The organism is Streptomyces ossamyceticus, from assembly GCF_001418475.1.
Lineage (GTDB): Bacteria > Actinomycetota > Actinomycetes > Streptomycetales > Streptomycetaceae > Streptomyces > Streptomyces ossamyceticus.
Map to the genome: position 1 here is coordinate 1 of NZ_LIQX01000337.1, position 15,547 is coordinate 15,547.

A 15,547-nucleotide genomic window follows, 5' to 3' on the forward strand; every position below is an offset into this window, starting at 1 on the left:
CTCCCCCGCCGGCGGGGGAGCCGTCCACTGGACACGGTGGTGGCGGTAGCGACTTGGATCTGGAGGTGTGAGAGTCACCCCCCGCCGATTGTCACGCACAGCTACTTGTCACCTGGCCGCAGCTTAGGGAGAAGAGTCCGGAAGCGGAAGGGCGTCTACCGCTAATCGCTGTTCCGACGTTCCTCAACAGGGCGGCCGGTCGTGTCGGTCGTCTGTTCATTCACCCACCGCTGGGCCCCAGTGAGGTTCGCCGCGGTGCCCGCAGGCTCAAACGTAAACCCGTTCCACTCCTCCCGGGCTCTCGGTTCGCCCGGGCGGAGGTGACGGTCGCCGCCGTCGAGCGGGTGGTGCCGGCGCCAGACGTCCAGCGGCGCTCGGCGCCGGTTGTACGCGGCGAGCCTGTCGTCGGCGTCGACGCGTGGGACGGCGCGGGGCAGCTGGTTCGGCGGCCCGGTCGGAAGTGCTTGCCCATGGCTCCGATGGTTCAGGCGCAACCGGCGTCGGCCGCGCTGCTGCGACATCCGCTGCGCGGGTGCGGACCTCGTCCACCGTGGTGGTTCGGTACCGGTGTGCGGCATCCAGCAGCGTGCTGAGCCGGGAGGCCACGAGCGTGGAGCCGATGTGATTGGCGTCGTCCAGCGCCTGGTAGGCCCTGCTTCGGGCTTGCCCTCGGTGAACAGGGCAGCGGCCAGGCCGATACGGTCCACAGCACCGCCGAGGGCCAGCTGCTGCCTTGGTGTGTCCAGCAAGTAGTGCTCGGCATCGCTCAGGAGCCCGACCGGCTCGGCACCATATCGTTTGGCCGTGGCAGCTACTCGAGGAAGGCGGGGCTGCCCCAGTCCAGAAGGGTGGGGTCGCGGAAATCGTGCAGGGCTTCGGCGATTTCGGCTCCGATGCCGCGGTCCGCAAGCCGGCGTGCGAGGCCGTGCCACGTGTCCTGGAAGGCGCACAGCGCTGTCTCGAACGATTCGGCGAAGCCGCTGCCGTCGGCCAGTTCACAGGCCAGTAGTGCGCCGAAGACGACGGCCGCGCCGCCGGGCACCGGCCACAGGTGTCCGATGACGGCCTGCCCGGGCCCTGCCACGGAGCGCGCCAGGCCGAAGTCGTCGTACGGTCCTTGGGCGTTGGCTGCCGCGCTGTCGCAGGTATTGAGGACCAGCAACCGGCGCTGCCCCGTGGACGGCACGGATGCGGCGGCCAGTTCCTCTAGGGACACGTGCTCGGTCGAGCTGAGCAGGATCGAGGAGTCGTCCGGGTCGAGGAGCGGGTGCCGGCCGTGTGCGGCCACCCAGATCACGTCGTGCTCGTCCTGCTGGTAGGCGGTCAGGAAGCTGGACCGGGTCACCTCGCTGAGGTCCACGATGTCGCACCGGACGCCGGCATAGGAGAACACTGTCTGCAGTACATCGGCCTCGGCGCGGGTGAAGGGGGCCTGGCCGCACCACAACTGGACGGCTTTCACCGGCCGGTCCGGCAGAGGCTGGCGCAGGCTGACGGCCAGCGGCAGGACCGGTCCCTGCCGTCGCGCCAGCAGAGCCTGCACCGGTGTCAGGGCCGGCAGCAGGGAGATGAACGCCTCGGCTTTCTCCGTCCGGGCGTAGTCCGCCAGGTCTGCGGTGTCGACGAAGTTCTCCAAGGCCGCCTCGAGCTCTGGTGCGTGCTCGTCATACGTGCGCCCGGTGGCAGGGACTGTCAGCGCGGTATCGGGCAGTCCGCTCGTGATCAGGCTGCGTCCCAGAGCGGCGTTCATCGCCGCGGTCAGCCGCACCAGCGGCGCATCGTCACCATCCTCAGGCGCTGTCTGGGGCCGGAACCAGGCACGGCTGCCTGTTGCAAGGACCACGCACCGGTTCCGGCGCTGCTCACCGGGCGCGACACCGTGCCAGGCCGATAGCCACTGCATCAGCCGCTCGTGATCGCCTCCCTGCAGAAGCGTGTGGAGCATCGGTCCGGACATGGAAAGCAGCGTGCCCCGATCCCGTGACAGCTGTGCCGCCCGCTGCTCCCGCTCCACCAGGGCGGCCACAACCTGCAGTTGGGACAGAACCTGGGGGAAGTACGCGGCACGTTCGGCGTCGTCCATCCGCGTGGCGACAATCGTTTTGAGGGACAGCGCCGTGTAGGGGTTCACCTCCAGGTGCTCCAATGCCCAGCGGGCGATCGCGGCAGGTTTGCGGTGGGTGACCGGCGGCTGAGCGCCGGCCAGCAGGACGGCCAGGCCGCCGGCCATGGGGGAGGCCGGATGCGCATACAGGCAGAACTCCAGCTCGTGCCCCAGAGCGCAAGCTTCCTCGCGCTGATGGTTGCGCACCAGGTAGGTCAGCACATGGGCGGCCGCCTCTATCCTCTGCACGGGTCCCTGGACAAGACCGTCGCCGCACAGGGCGAGCACGGCCGGGAGCAGTTGCCGGGCCAGCCCGTCCGCCGAGTGTGCATTGTTGTTGAGATAAAACAGCACCGGCGCCAGCATGATGAGCGACGCCTGCGCCGCGACCCCGAAGGTCTCGTCGCGCAAAGCCCGGTCGAGCGGCGCCAAGTCGATCTTGGCGTCGCTGGCGTCCGCCAGCACCGGAGGTCCGAACGCACTATGTAGCCAGCGCCACATCGCGAGCGGCTGCGCGTGCTCGAACGCATGGCGTGCCGGGAACCAACACACCATCATGGCCAGCACGGTTCGCGCCGACTCCGGTACACAGGGCTGGGATTTCTCGAGCCCTTGGATGTCTTCCAACAACGCGAAGGTGAACTGCTCAAGCGCGTGTCCGGACTCGCTCAGCTGTGTCTGCAGATGCTGCAGCAGCAGCCCTACGGCCACCACTGAGCGGGGATCGTCCAGCCCTTCACCGGCGATCTCCGCCCCAGGGGGCAGCTGCACGGAGGCAGACGGAAACAACTCGTCCAAGCGCACCGAATAGCCCCCGTGTTTGTGATTCAACACCTCGGTCCCCAGGCCCCGGCCAGCAGGCGCAGGCCATCCTCTCACCTGGTGCAGAGCCCCGGTGACTACGGGGTCGCGCCTGCTCAGCACTTCTGGTCAGTTGTCTCGCCCTGTGCACCATCAGAGTTTGCGGCGAGGTACGCCTGGCCGGCGGGGGCGAGGCGGTACTGTCAGGCGCTGGCATCCTCGATGTAGCCGTGTCCGCTGGGGCCGAGTCGGCGGGCCGCCACCCGCCCGATCTGAACCTTGGCGAGGGCCGCCGCGGGGCGGCGGCGACAGCATCGAGTGCTGCCTGCAGCCACTCGGGCAGCAGCGGCGGGTCGGTTACCTGCTTGGCGGACGCCGGCTGCAGGACCCGCCCGGCGGCCCTTCCGACCCGGAGGACGTGCGGACGGTCGGGCACGCTCGCCACGGCCAGCGGCATGACGGTCCTGAAGTCACCGGTGCGGCGTACCACCCACAGACCCAGGCATGCCACGTCGGTCAGCGGATGCTGCGTGGTGCCCTGGTGGGCTGGAGGCCTGATCAGACCGTTCTGCCGGATCAGCAGGTCACCGACGGCCCTGCGGGTGCGCTCGCGCTGGCTTTTCGCGCTCTCTTCCTCAATGCCGTCTTCGTTTTGGGCGTCGCCGCCCGGCACGGCGGCGGCAGGCGGCGGCAGGTTCTGGGTGACCGCCCCGCAGGTGGCCGCTCCGGCTCGCACGGTCATCTTCGGGTCATGGTCGACGGAAGTGAATCCGTCGGCGCCACGCTCCGGACTCTTCCAGGTCGGCCCGGATCAATACCCGGGCAGCGGCAGTCCGGGCAAGTGCGGGTGCCGCAGGTGCTGCCCGCCGTCGTAGGCGTGCAGCGTGAACGTCTCAGGCCCGGGCCGGTCCGCCTCGTCGTATGCGGACAGCACTCGCTCGACTCGCTACCACAGCCGCACGGGGCCGCCCTCCTTCACCTCCCACCGGCCTTCGACGGGAGTGAGGGTGGCCGCGGAGCAGGTCGTCACAGCGGGATGGTGCTGCCGAGCAGCTGAACGCCGGTGGTGACTGCGCCTCCGGGGACGCGGCCGAGAGCGAGGCGCAGGCGGTGGACCGGCCGTGCACGAGTCGATCGCCATCGCCGACCAGGCGCTGCAGTTTATTCGTCACGCCAGTTACTCGGGGCGGAAGCGTCATCTCCGATCAGCAGCGCTTCTCCGTGCAGCGACTGAGGTGTCAGTTCGAGCCGGATGCGGTGTTGTGCCGCGCCGGCGGTCCGGTCGGGGCCGCCTGTGAGGACCATGACGCGGACTCCTGCCCGGGACCGCGGGTCCTCCCGCAGCTCCACGCCGAATTCCAGTTCAATTGGACCGACCTCGAACCTGAGATCGTCTCGGTGCGCGGCGGTGCGCCGCAGCTCCTCGCGCACCGCCTCAATGGCTGCGGCTAGCTCCACATAGGTGTTGCGCTCCTGAGCCAATGCTCCGGTTCCTTCCTTGCTGGAGTTCTCCAGTTCGGGCCCGGGCCGTGATTCGGCGGCCTCCTGTGGACCGAAGCCGGTGAGAAACACACTGGTGGACGAGGTACCCAAGTCAATTGCAAGAACCTGCGGATCGTGGCGCGCGGCAGCCAGGTAGGCGTGCGAGCCCTGGACCGCGTCGTGCATAGGTCCGGCACCACGTTCCTTCTGGATGGCATTTTGGGCGTGCAGTGCCCGACTCAGCAGCGCCTCGCCGTTGCGTGCTCCCGATGCGATCGCCTCTCGGTAGAGATCGACGGCCCGCTCCATGTCCCCTGTCGCCGCGTCGTAGTCGCCGCTTGCAGCGGCGATGACCGCCCGGCTGTTCAGGCTCTTGGCGAGCAGCAACGTCTGCGCCGCCCCCCGGCCATGAACGTCGTTCAGCCTCTCGTACGCAGTGACGGCCTGGTGTGCCAGGTCCAGAGCTTCTGCGAGGTCGCCCTGCTCCGCGACCAGACCGGCCTGCGCGCTTAAGGCGCCAGCCAGGACTGGCAAAGCGTCGGCAGCACTGGGGGTTTTGGCTGTCTGTTCTGCGGCGATGGACCGGGCTTCGTCGAAGATGTCCAGCGCCTCGTCGGGCGAACCCAACGCGGTCAGACTCTCGGCGAGAACCAACAGCGCCTTGGCGAGGCGTACTTCATCGCTGCCTCCCTGATCCGCCGACGCCGCTATCCGGCAGGCATGCACCGCCTCCTGAGCACAGGACAACGCGTTTCGCAGGTCCCCGGCCGCGCGCCACTGGCTGCTGGCCAGCAGGGCAACGTCCGCCCACTGCCCGTACTGGTCGGGAGTTTTGGCAGCGAGGCGGCGTACCGTTCGCAGAAGCTCCATGGCGGAGGGCGGACTAATGCCCATCGTGCTTATCCTCCTGTGCCATGTCTGCTTCTGTCGGTGTGTCGTCCTGGACAGCCGGGGGTGCGGGGCGGCCACGCAGGCCGATGATTCGGTCGGCGTATTCTGGGTCGTGGACGACGATGGTTCCGTCAGGAAGCCAGCTGAGCAGGCCAATGGGTGGCCCTGCGTCGGCCTGGGCATCCGATGCCAGGCTCACTGAGTCCGGGGGAGCGAGAGGAGCCAGCGCCGGAGTGGACACCGGCTCCGGTGGCGGCGCAGATGCCTGTCGCATCACGAGATTGGTGGCCGTCCCGACGGTGGCCATCAGTGGCTGGTGCCCGACGCTGAACCTTCCCATACGTTTTTCTGTGCGCCGGAACAGTTCACCGAGAAGCAGTGGAGTGGTGTCACCGTCTCCATTCTCCAGCACCGCCACAAGGTGGCCTGTGAACGCGGTGTAGTTGGTCGCCGAGGCCTTGTCGGATGCCTCCGAGGTCTGCGTGGGTCCGCTCGATGCCAGGACGCAGACGCCGTCGATGACACCTTCGTCGACGTCTTCGGCAGCCTTATCCTGTTCGAGCAGCTCGTCCTCGGCCAGCGCATCGCCGTCGCCGAGCACCTTCGTCGCGAGGCCGCTGAAGCAACAGTCGAGGACCAGTACGACGACACGGGCGCGTGCTGCACGTAGCAGGTCCCGCAGAGTGGTGTAGCGCAGCCCGGTGGTCTCGACCGATTCGCCGCTGGCGGTAGTGCACGTCGTGAGGTACAGCTCACGCTCCGCTCCTACGCGCGAGCCATGCCCGACGTAGTACACGAACAAGACGTCGGTTGCCTGCTCGGCCGCACGCTTGATGGCAGCGCGGATGCCCTCAGATGCATGCGGGTTCAACATGGTGCGTGTGTATTCACGCTTAGGGTGAAAACCCGCATATGTGGGGTCGGTGAGAAGTTCTTTCAGGCGCAGCACGTTATAGGAGGCCCCCTCGACGCTGTCGAAGGTTCCGCCATCCGGGTACTCCGCGACCCCGATCAGCACCGCACGGGACTCGTCCGGGCGCAACGATCGCATGGTCGGGTCAGGTCGCGTCCAGCTCGTCGAGCTTGCGTTGGATCTCACCCGCATCCGATCCGGTTACCGCGAACTGCTTGCCGTCCTTCTCTACAGTGACAGTGATTTTCGCGGCTGCAGAGGTCCGCCGCTGTTCGCGCCACTGCGCGATCACGACACCAAGGGAGGTGGCGCTGAACGCGCCACTCAGGACGAGCTGGATGATGGCTACGACGCCCAGCTTGTTGGTCCCAGGCGGGACGTCCAGCAGCTGGGGCGCGGCATGCTTGCGTGCGTTGGCGTCGTCCACAAGCCAGTCGAACAGTTCGGACGAGACATCATCGCCGTCCTCTTCCGTGACACACCTGATCAGGATCTGCATCGTCGTGGCCCCCCTGCCCCCTCGCAATTCCCGACGAGCATACTGCGACGCCGTGACCGATGTTCCCCGAATCAACGAGGTGGACAACGCTAACGGGCTGACCCGCGATTGATCCTGGGGCGTGTTGGCCTGCGGGTTCGACTGGCTGGTGGTTCAGCAGGCTGTTGTGCGGACGTGCACCAGCTCGGTGCTGGGTGCCGGGTGGGCCCGCTTGGCGGCGAGGTCGGAGACCAGGGCGGCGATGGCGAGGTGGGTCTCGCCATAGGTCTCGCGGCGGCCGGTGTACCGCTGGAGCCGGCGTTACTGCCGGACTTCGGCGTTGGCCTGCTCAACGCAGATTCAGCGGGAGGACTGGCGGCATTTCATCTCGCGCCAGCCGTACTGCTCGGTGACCGGCCCCTCGTTCGGGGCTTTTATGTTCTTCGGTTTCTTGAGCGGGGCGCTGACCTGGTCTGGGAACTCGTTGGCCAGGCCGCGGTAGCCGTCGTCGGCCTCAGCCTTCACGCCGGGGTGCTGGTGGAACTGCTCGGCGATGCCCTCGGTGCGCACGGCGGTCTGGTCGTGCATCCGACCTGGCGCTGGGCCCCGGACCACAGGGTGCGGCCCTGACCATCGCTGCCGTGGTGGTCTTGGCGGTGTTCTGCCTGCGCTTGCCGGAGACAAAGGCCCGTCGGCCGGGACGGCTCGCGTGTGGCCGGCAGACGGAGACCCAGCTTGCCGACGATTACCTCGACGCACTCCGTACCCGCAACGGCCTTTACCTGATTGCCTTCTTCCCCAACGGCCAATGGACGCCAAGGAACGCAGGCGGCCGGCAGCAGGCCAGACCCAAGCGACCCTGCAAGAGAGGTACGACGCCCAAGCTGCTCATGTGAACCTGTGCATGGCAGGCGTCATCGCCCGGGCCGGCCTGGCGCGGCGCCGTGGACAACGGTCGGGAAGAGGCCGGGGAACACGCGATGGGCCCCTGCCCGAGAGGTGCTAGGTTACGCCGACAGGGGAGCGGGGGTCTGGTTCGTGTCGATTTACTGACACTCGTGTGCACCGTATCTCGCGTGGTCGTCACGGCCGGCGAGCCGACGGCCGTTGGTACAGGTCCGACCTCAAGTGGGGAACGTGGCGCAAGCAGGGTCGCATTCGGCGGCAGGGCAGATGACCGGATACCTCTACCAGTGCGAACTGGCTCTGCTGGAACTCGCCGAGCGCAGTTGGGACGACATCACGGTCGAAGTCCGCATGGAAGTCCTCGACGACATCGAGTTCCTGTACCAGGACAGCAGCGACCCGTTCGTGCTGCTGCAGTCCAAACACCGTGAGCGCGCCGGGCGGCTGAGCGAGACGGGCAAGGACTTCTGGCGCTCGGTCGCCTCCTGGATCGACGCACTGACCGTGCTGGGACGCCTGTCCGACGGGACCATGCCGCTGCTGCGGCTGGCCACCACCCAGGTGGCGGCCGAAGGCACCTTCCTCCACAAGCTCCGCCCCGGACCCGCGCGCTCCGTCGACGATGCCCTGGCGGGCATGGAGACGGTCGCGAAGGCGGCCGAGCCCGGCAACATCGCGGACGACCGCAAGAAGTTCACCGACCTCACCCCTGCCCAGCGCTACCGGCTGGTCGCCGCCATGGAGATCAGCGATGCGTCGCCGCTGATGTCAGACCTCGACTCTAGGCTGGCCCGCGCACTGGGGATCAGGCCTGGCCAGCACGCCCGCGCCATCCTCGACGACATCAAGGGGTGGTGGTACGGCATGGCCGTGGAGTTGCTGGACAAGAACCGAGCACGGGCCTCGGTCACCGCCCAGGAACTGCAGTGCCGCCTGGAAGAGACCCTCGACCGGTTCACGGGCAAGAACCTGCCCATCACCGAAACGCTGCGCCGCCTCACCCAGGCCGAGATCATGGCCTACAAGAACGACCTTGTCGTTGCCCAGATGCAGTGGATCGGCCTCAAGGACCGCACCATCGCCAGCCACCTGCGCGACTACCACTACGCCCGCGCGCAACGCTCCGCATGGCTGCGCGACTTCACGATCACCGAACAGGCCCTCGGCGACTACGAGCGTCTCCTGTGGGACGAGTGGGACCACGTGTTCACCCGGCACACGGACGCGGTCGAGGACGACACCACCGCCGCCGAACGCAAGGCCGTCGGCAAACGCGTCCTTGACGACTCCATGGACAAGGCCGCTGGCATCCCCGCCCGCCCCGGCAGCACCACCGAAAGCTGGATCGGACGCGGCACCCTGCACAGCCTCGCCGGCAGGGCCCACAGCGCCGAGGACGACGAATCGGTCGGCTGGCATCCCGACTATCCCGACCTGTGCCGGAACCACAACGAGCAGCTAGGCCAGTGACCATGACCAACCACCGCGTTCCCGAAGCCCAGACCCTGCTCAACACAGCCTTCGGCGCCTACCTCCTGGCGACCGGCGTACACGCCGCGACCAAGAAGGCCAACCGCCCCCTGCCCTGGCCCAGCGCCTTCCTCGTGCTGCCCCTGGTGCTCCCCACCGACACCCGCAACGACCTGCCCACCCAGGCCGTCCACTCGATGTCCGCCTGGCTCACCGAACACCCCCAGCACCAGGCCGCCTTCGCCCTACGGGCCGCTGCCCTGACCGAATACACCCGCGCCAGCCTGCGCACCGCCCTACGCCACCAAGCCCTCGAGGTCACCGCAGGAGGACTGCGCTGCCCCCGCCCGCCCAAGGCCGCCTCGCAAGCCCCCAGCGATGAAGTCGCCGACTGCGCCCGCCGCGCCGGCCTCGTCGGCCGCTGGCTCGCCGTCGTCGAGCCGGCCCTTGCCTACAACCTCCTCGGCGTCCGCCCCTGACCACCTCTGCCCAAGGAGCCTACGAACCACCATGCAGCTACTCGCCCTGGCCCTCTACCACCGAGACGGCAGGCCCACCCCGCGGGTCGTGCGGTTTCGTCCCGGGGCGCTCAACATCCTCACCGGCGAGTCCGAGACGGGGAAGTCCGAGATCCTCGACATCGTCGACTACTGCCTGGGCCGCAGCACCCCTAACCTGCCGGACGAACCCATCGACCGGACCGTGGGCTGGTACGCGCTCCTGGTCGCCTTCCACGACAGCCGCATGCTCCTGGCACGGCCCCGCCCCGCAGGCGCCTCGACCACCCAGGCCATGATCCGCACCGGCGGCGACACCCTCGACCTGCCACGGGCCGACGAACTGACACCGAACTCGAACGTCGCCGCGCTGCGCAGCCAGGTCAGTGCCCGCCTGGGCATCGAGGACTTCCGTTTCCAGCCCCCCACCGGCGCCGCCCGCCACGCTTTCGACGTCTCCGTCGCCCAGGCGGCCCTGCTGTGCTTCCAGAACCAGAACGAGATCGCCGACAAGAAGGCCCTCTTCCACCGCCAGACCGAAAACGGCATGGCTCAGACCCTCAAGGACACTCTGCCCTACTTTCTCGGAGCCGCCGGACCTGAACAGGCCCTGCGCCGCCACCACCTCAACGAGGCCCAGCGCGCCCAGCGCGCCGCCCAGCGCAAGCTCGACGACGCCCACCGCCACCGCGACGCCGTGGACGCCAGCGGTGTCGCCCTGCTCCGCCTCGCCCAGAGCGAAGGACTCCTGGAGGAAGTCCCCCCGGCCCCCGGCCCCGAGGAGATCCGCGCTCTCCTGGAGCAGGCGCTCACCGTCACGGTCTCCACCGTGGGCCCGGTGGATCTCACAGACCGGCGCCAGGGCCTGACCGACGAGCGACGGCACCTGCGCGAAAAACTGCAGCAGCTCGACGAGGCACTCGCCCTCGTCGACCGCTGGCAAAAGCAGGGAGAGGCCTTCACCGGCGAACTCCACCTGCAACTCGGCCGCCTGCAGACCATCAACCTCCTGGGACCCGAACGCGACTACGACACCGCTCTGTGCCCGATGTGCACCCGCCCGCTGGAGGAACCGGATGCCTCGGCGGCAGAGATCACCACACTCACCGCGCAGCTTGCGGAAGAACTCGACCAGGCCGAGGGCATCCAGCCGATCCGCGACGAGCACCGCAGATCCCTCCAAGCCGAACGGGCATCCGTCGTCGAACGCCTCAAGGTCAACGGGGCGCAACTGCGGGAACTGACCGCCAACGACGAACGCATGCGCAACCTCCAGGACCAGCATGTGCGCATCGCCCGGATCCAGGGCCGCATCGACCAAGCCCTCACCGCCGGCACGGGATCACCCGCCGGCGACATCGGCGAACTGCGCAACAACCTGGCCCTGGCCCAGGAAAACGTCGCCACCCTCCAAGCCCTGATCGACGAGGACGACGTCGCCGCCGAGACGGAACGACGGCTGGCCGACATCGCTGGCAACATGACCGACTGGTCCCGGCGCCTGGACCTGGGCCAGGCCGCCTCCGCGGACGAAGTCGCCATCAGCCTCAGCCAGCTCAACGTCGTCGTACGACGCCCCCAAGGACGCCTCCCGCTCAACCGCATCGGCAGCGCCAAGAACTGGATCGGCTACCACATGGTCGCCCATCTCGCCCTGCACACCTACTTCCGGCTCCACCGCCGGCCCGTCCCCGGCTTCCTCATGCTCGACCAGCCAACCCAGGCCTTTTTTCCCGCCAAGATCAAAGACGCCACCACCGTCCAAGACGCCGACTGGAACACCGTCACCGCCTACTTCGAACTCCTCAAAGACGTAGCCGACCTCAACGAAGGCGCTCTGCAGATCATCGTGTGCGACCACGCCAACCTCACCGAAGAGCCCTGGTTCCAGGACGCCATCGTCGAGAACTGGCGGCCACTCGACGGTCAGCGCAAGGCCCTGATCCCGAACGACTGGCTTGACTGACACCCACTCACAAGGGGGCCCGGCTCTGCGAGCATGAGCAGGGCCCCGTGAAGGCATGGACGCCGATGCCACGGCGGACACTGACCCCGCCACCTCACTGCCTGCGAAGCGATGACTGGACCGGCAAATCCCCAAAGAATCCCAGACTCCGCCGCGCGACGGCGTCTTCAAATCCTTGGCACAGATGCTGAGGAGGCCTAGGACGGCAGCGGACCCGGTCCGCCTGAACGGCTGCTGAGGCCGAGGCCCCCCGGGGCCGACGGGCGAGGATTTTCAGATGGTCAGGCAGTTCAGCACTTCGACGGCCGCTGTAGTGGCATCCTGCTGCAGAGCAAGATCGTTCACGAGAGTGTCGGTGTCGCACTCCTTCTCGCCCAACATTGTGGTGACGTGCACCCACTCGCCGCCGCCCGTCGCGTACTCGCGCCAGGTCCTACCGACCGCAAGACTGTCGTGGACGACTCTGTTGCGACGCTTGATCGCCCTGTCGATGACGTCGAGAGCCGGCGGCCATACGGTATCGCAATGGCCGTCGATCTTCGCCCGTACCATCCGCAGAAGCTCTCCAGCGGGTCGGTGAAGACGGACTGTCGGGTCGAGACGCGACCCCGCGGTGCTACAGGCGGCCGTATCGGCCGCTCGGCGCAGGTCCCGTACCCCGGCGCGAGCAACGGGGAAGAGGGCCGGTGGTGCGGCTTATGCCTCACGTGAAGGGACACGCGCCGCCAACTCCGCCGCGAAACGACCGGCTTGGGCACCCCAAGGGGTATCTGGCGTGCTGAAATGGTGCAGTACATCCAGCAGTTCATGCGCCTCCGACAGCGTGAACAGCGCCAGACGCGGCTCGGTCAGTTCCGGCATGGAGTATCCGGCATCGAGGAGATCATCTTCCATGCTGGGCAAACACAGGACGCCCCCTTGCGGTTACGGGCACGCGGGACCGCACCTCTCTGCCTGAGAAGCCGGGCACACAGAAGGGGTCCTGCGGGGGCCCGGGCGGCCACGGACGTGACCCAGGCGGCGCCAGCAGGGCGTGCCACCGGTCGACGAGACCGCGGACGGGCGCACGCCCGCCTCACTGTGCCCGTCAGGGGCTCGCTGCGCGTCGACCCTGGGGTACATGTCCGCCGCAGTGAGAGCGACTCCGGCAAATCGCGCGCCCTCGTGTCACTTGCGGCGCCAGGCAGTGCTGCTCAGCGTGTGGGCCTGGCCTGGATCAGGTAGTGCTCGGCGATGGGTTCGTCGCCATGAGAACTCGTCCGCAAGGTCGGTGACATGCCAAAGGCGAAGGCCCGCCGTCTCAGTCGCTCGGCCGGAGCAGACGGCGGGCCTCTCCCAGACGCGGAGATGTTCCGCACCTGCCTCAACGCCAACGCCACGCCACTCCGCAGGCACCAGCGAACTGTTCAACGATGCTGCCACCAGGGGCGTTTAGTCCAGAACGTGTGAACTTATCCACGCTTCCCAGGCCTTGGACGAATGGTGTGACCTGTCCCACACTGCGAGTAGTCATCCTCGCGGGGCTTTACGCCGCAGTCCTTGGCCGGAGCACGGTGAAAGGCCCTCCCAGACACGGGAGTTCACCCCATGCATCACTCACTGCGTCTGCCCACAGACCGTTGCCGCCAGCCACTCTGCGGCGCGTTGATCCCACATCACGGCCAAGTGGTCGTCCTGGTGTTCATCCTTCTGTTGACGGTCACGGCTTGTATCGCTGCGCCGACCCCCGCAGTGGCTGCCAGCACCGCAGCCCTTGTCCAAGCGGGAGCTGCCTTGTGGATGGCCCTACGTCGCCCCAGCGCCTCGACGGCCGAGAGCTGATGCCAACGTCAGCATCGCCGGCTCCCCGCCCTTCGGGCGGGGAGCCGGCGCACGGGATTCAGAACATCGTGTGGTGTGTGGAGCGTGCCCAGGGGGGCGACGGTGAGGCCTTCGCTCAGCTTTACACGGCCTACAGCGACACGGTGTACCGGTACGTCTACTACCGGGTCGGGGGTATGCCAACCGCAGAGGACCTGACCAGCGAAGTGTTCGTCCGCGCGTTCCAACGCTTGGATACCTTCGCCTGGCGAGGGAGGGACTTCGGGGCCTGGTTGGTCACCATCGCCCGCAATCTTGTGGCCGACCACTTCGCCTCAGCGCGCTTCAGACTGGAGGTGACGACCGGCGAGCTCTTGCACAGCAACGAGGTCGAGCGGAGCTCCGAAGAGATGGCCGTCGAAAACTTTCGCAACCGCGGGCTGGCCGAAGCGCTCAACAGGCTTCCCCGGCGCATGCGGCAGGTCACGTGGCTGTGGACACTCGGCGTGCCGACGGCCCACATCGCACAGCAGCTGGGCATCAGCCCCAATACGGTCCGAGTTCACCTCTTCCATGCCCGTCAGCGCCTTGCCGCTGACCCTCTCGTAGTCCTGATCGCCAGCCCCGCAAGATCCTGACCCCGGCTGCCCCTTCAGTCTCCCGGCCCGCGGCCCAGATGCTTGCCTCGCCTCCGCAGTGCCACGGAACCCAGGGACATGACACGCTGATTTCGTATCGTGCCCCTTCAATCCGCCGCCGAAGTCCCCTGGTCGTGGTTGTGCTGCCAGGCGCGTTGCCACGCCAGGTTCCAGGGCGGGCACCATCACGGATCGATCCTGGGCTTGGAACATGAAGCCTACCTAGGTAGATGGATTGGCTTCTACCTAGGTAGGCTGGATGCATGTCGGACGTGAAGATGACGCCGCACACCCAGACTGTGCTGCGTGCGCTCCTCGGCCATCACGACAACGGCGAACGCCGCTCCATAGTGCTCGCCGAGGGACTATACGGGCTGGAGCTCTCCAGACTTTCGCGGCTGCCCAACGGCACCCTTTTCCCCATTCTTGAGCGCCTGCGACAAGCGGGCTGGGTCGAGCGGTACTGGGAACCGGACGAAATCGCAGAAGGTGAGGGCCGCCCTCGGCGCCGCTTCTACCGCATCAGCTCTGAAGGAGCCGCCAAGGCTCCGCACGCTCTCGCCGAGGCGAGGGCTGCAGCGCCTGCTCGGGCCCACCCCGGTCCCGTACGTCCCGGTGTGGCTGGAGGCACCGTTGACTGACAAGGGCATGCCCACTCCGGGCGGCGGGGCATCCCGTGTGCTAGGGTCCGTCTTCAAAGATCATCGGTAGTGGATCATGGTGGGGTGATACGTCGTCATGAACTCACCGATCAGGAGTGGGAGTTACTCGCTCCGCTCATACCGCGGGCTGCGACAGGGCGGCCGCGCGTGAAGGATCGGCAGGTCGTCAACGGGATGGTCTACAAGATCCGGACCGGGATCTCCTGGCGCGACCTGCCGGAACGCTACGGGCCGTGGAAAACGGTCTACACCCGCTTCCGCCGCTACGCCCTGGACGGCGTGTTCACCCGGGCACTCCAGCAGATCCAGGCCCGCGCGGACACGGCCGGCGATCTCGACTGGCTCGTCCAGATCGACTCCACCATCGTCCGCGCCCACCAGCACGCCGCCGCGACGGGTCGAAAAGGGGGGGCCACCGGCCGGACGAACCGGACGATCACGCCCTCGGCCGATCCCGCGGCGGACTGACCACCAAGATCCACCTCGCCTGCGACGGCCGCGGCCGTCCCCTCGCCGTCCTGCTGACCCCAGGCCAACGCCACGACAGCGTCTGCGCACGCCCCCTGCTGGAGCGCATCCGCGTCCCGCGAACCGGGCAGGGCCGGCCCCGCTGCAGGCCCGACCGGGTCATCGCCGACAAGGCCTACAGCTCCCGCGGCTTCCGCGCCTACCTGCGCAGACGCGGCATCGCGTGCACCATCCCGGAGAAGAACGACCAGCAGCGTCACCGCCACAACCGCGGCCGCCACGGAGGCAGGCCACCGACATTCGACCGACAGGTCTACCGCCGGCGCAACGTCGTCGAACGCTGCTTCAACCAGCTCAAAGGCTTCCGTGGCATCGCCACCAGATACGACAAGACCGCCACCTCCTACGAAGCAGCGGTCAATCTCGCGTCACTCCTGCTCTGGGCAAGATCCGTTTGAAGACGGACCCTAG

Annotated in this window: 14 protein-coding genes and 1 pseudogene; 6 read left to right on the plus strand and 9 right to left on the minus strand. The window is 67.7% G+C overall.

Annotated elements, in window-relative coordinates:
• Positions 1-161: 161 nt before the first annotated feature.
• From AOK15_RS47195 to AOK15_RS46170, 7 genes and pseudogenes are all read right to left on the minus strand, one after another.
• On the minus strand, positions 162-578 hold the full coding sequence (locus tag AOK15_RS47195; protein WP_338059922.1) for a DUF6087 family protein: 417 nt from the start codon (positions 576-578) through the stop codon (positions 162-164).
• A 233-nt stretch (positions 579-811) separates the two neighbouring features.
• Complete coding sequence (locus AOK15_RS24365; RefSeq protein ID WP_157870357.1) at positions 812-2,875, minus strand: CHAT domain-containing protein; 2,064 nt, start codon at positions 2,873-2,875, stop codon at positions 812-814.
• A pseudogene (locus tag AOK15_RS48855) lies at positions 2,841-3,665 on the minus strand (hypothetical protein); the annotation flags it as partial. The gene AOK15_RS24365 and the pseudogene AOK15_RS48855, both read right to left, overlap by 35 nt.
• A gap of 401 nt (positions 3,666-4,066) precedes the next feature.
• Positions 4,067-5,257, minus strand: coding sequence for a trypco2 family protein (locus AOK15_RS42640; RefSeq protein ID WP_055520367.1), 1,191 nt, complete (start codon positions 5,255-5,257; stop codon positions 4,067-4,069).
• Between the two features lie 13 nt (positions 5,258-5,270).
• Entirely contained in the window at positions 5,271-6,320 is a 1,050-nt protein-coding gene (locus AOK15_RS24375) for a caspase family protein (protein WP_157870359.1), read from the minus strand.
• A gap of 16 nt (positions 6,321-6,336) precedes the next feature.
• A complete protein-coding gene (locus tag AOK15_RS24380; protein ID WP_055520371.1) occupies positions 6,337-6,690 on the minus strand; it encodes an effector-associated constant component EACC1 in 354 nt (117 codons plus the stop codon).
• A 339-nt stretch (positions 6,691-7,029) separates the two neighbouring features.
• Positions 7,030-7,257 (minus strand): hypothetical protein, encoded by a 228-nt coding sequence (locus AOK15_RS46170; RefSeq protein WP_055520373.1) that lies wholly within the window; start codon positions 7,255-7,257, stop codon positions 7,030-7,032.
• A gap of 585 nt (positions 7,258-7,842) precedes the next feature.
• Between AOK15_RS46170 and AOK15_RS24390 the strand changes: the two genes are divergently transcribed.
• From AOK15_RS24390 to AOK15_RS48340, 3 genes are read left to right on the plus strand one after another with little or no spacing between them, the layout of a single operon-like run.
• Positions 7,843-9,045 (plus strand): ABC-three component system protein, encoded by a 1,203-nt coding sequence (locus AOK15_RS24390; RefSeq protein WP_055520375.1) that lies wholly within the window; start codon positions 7,843-7,845, stop codon positions 9,043-9,045.
• A 2-nt stretch (positions 9,046-9,047) separates the two neighbouring features.
• Positions 9,048-9,524 (plus strand): three component ABC system middle component, encoded by a 477-nt coding sequence (locus tag AOK15_RS24395; RefSeq protein WP_063799039.1) that lies wholly within the window; start codon positions 9,048-9,050, stop codon positions 9,522-9,524.
• Between the two features lie 31 nt (positions 9,525-9,555).
• Positions 9,556-11,508: a DUF3732 domain-containing protein gene (locus AOK15_RS48340; protein ID WP_055520379.1), complete on the plus strand. Its 1,953-nt coding sequence runs from the start codon at positions 9,556-9,558 to the stop codon at positions 11,506-11,508.
• Between the two features lie 273 nt (positions 11,509-11,781).
• On the opposite strand, the gene AOK15_RS24405 is transcribed toward AOK15_RS48340, so the two are convergent.
• Complete coding sequence (locus AOK15_RS24405; protein ID WP_055520381.1) at positions 11,782-12,060, minus strand: hypothetical protein; 279 nt, start codon at positions 12,058-12,060, stop codon at positions 11,782-11,784.
• A gap of 144 nt (positions 12,061-12,204) precedes the next feature.
• Complete coding sequence (locus tag AOK15_RS42650; protein WP_079058668.1) at positions 12,205-12,402, minus strand: DUF6417 family protein; 198 nt, start codon at positions 12,400-12,402, stop codon at positions 12,205-12,207.
• Between the two features lie 1,004 nt (positions 12,403-13,406).
• On the opposite strand from AOK15_RS42650, the gene AOK15_RS24410 reads away from it, so the two are divergent.
• The 3 genes from AOK15_RS24410 to AOK15_RS42660 all read left to right on the plus strand — a co-directional run bounded on the left by AOK15_RS24410 (position 13,407) and on the right by AOK15_RS42660 (position 15,534).
• Positions 13,407-13,946, plus strand: coding sequence for a sigma-70 family RNA polymerase sigma factor (locus tag AOK15_RS24410; RefSeq protein WP_055520382.1), 540 nt, complete (start codon positions 13,407-13,409; stop codon positions 13,944-13,946).
• A gap of 263 nt (positions 13,947-14,209) precedes the next feature.
• The gene (locus AOK15_RS42655; RefSeq protein WP_205632218.1) at positions 14,210-14,587 is read left to right on the plus strand and encodes a PadR family transcriptional regulator; all 378 of its coding nucleotides are present in this window, start codon (positions 14,210-14,212) and stop codon (positions 14,585-14,587) included.
• Between the two features lie 87 nt (positions 14,588-14,674).
• A protein-coding gene (locus AOK15_RS42660; protein WP_420876959.1) for an IS5 family transposase occupies positions 14,675-15,534 on the plus strand; the annotation gives its coding sequence in 2 pieces (ribosomal slippage) (positions 14,675-15,041 and positions 15,041-15,534; 861 coding nt in all).
• The last annotated feature ends 13 nt before the right edge of the window (positions 15,535-15,547 follow it).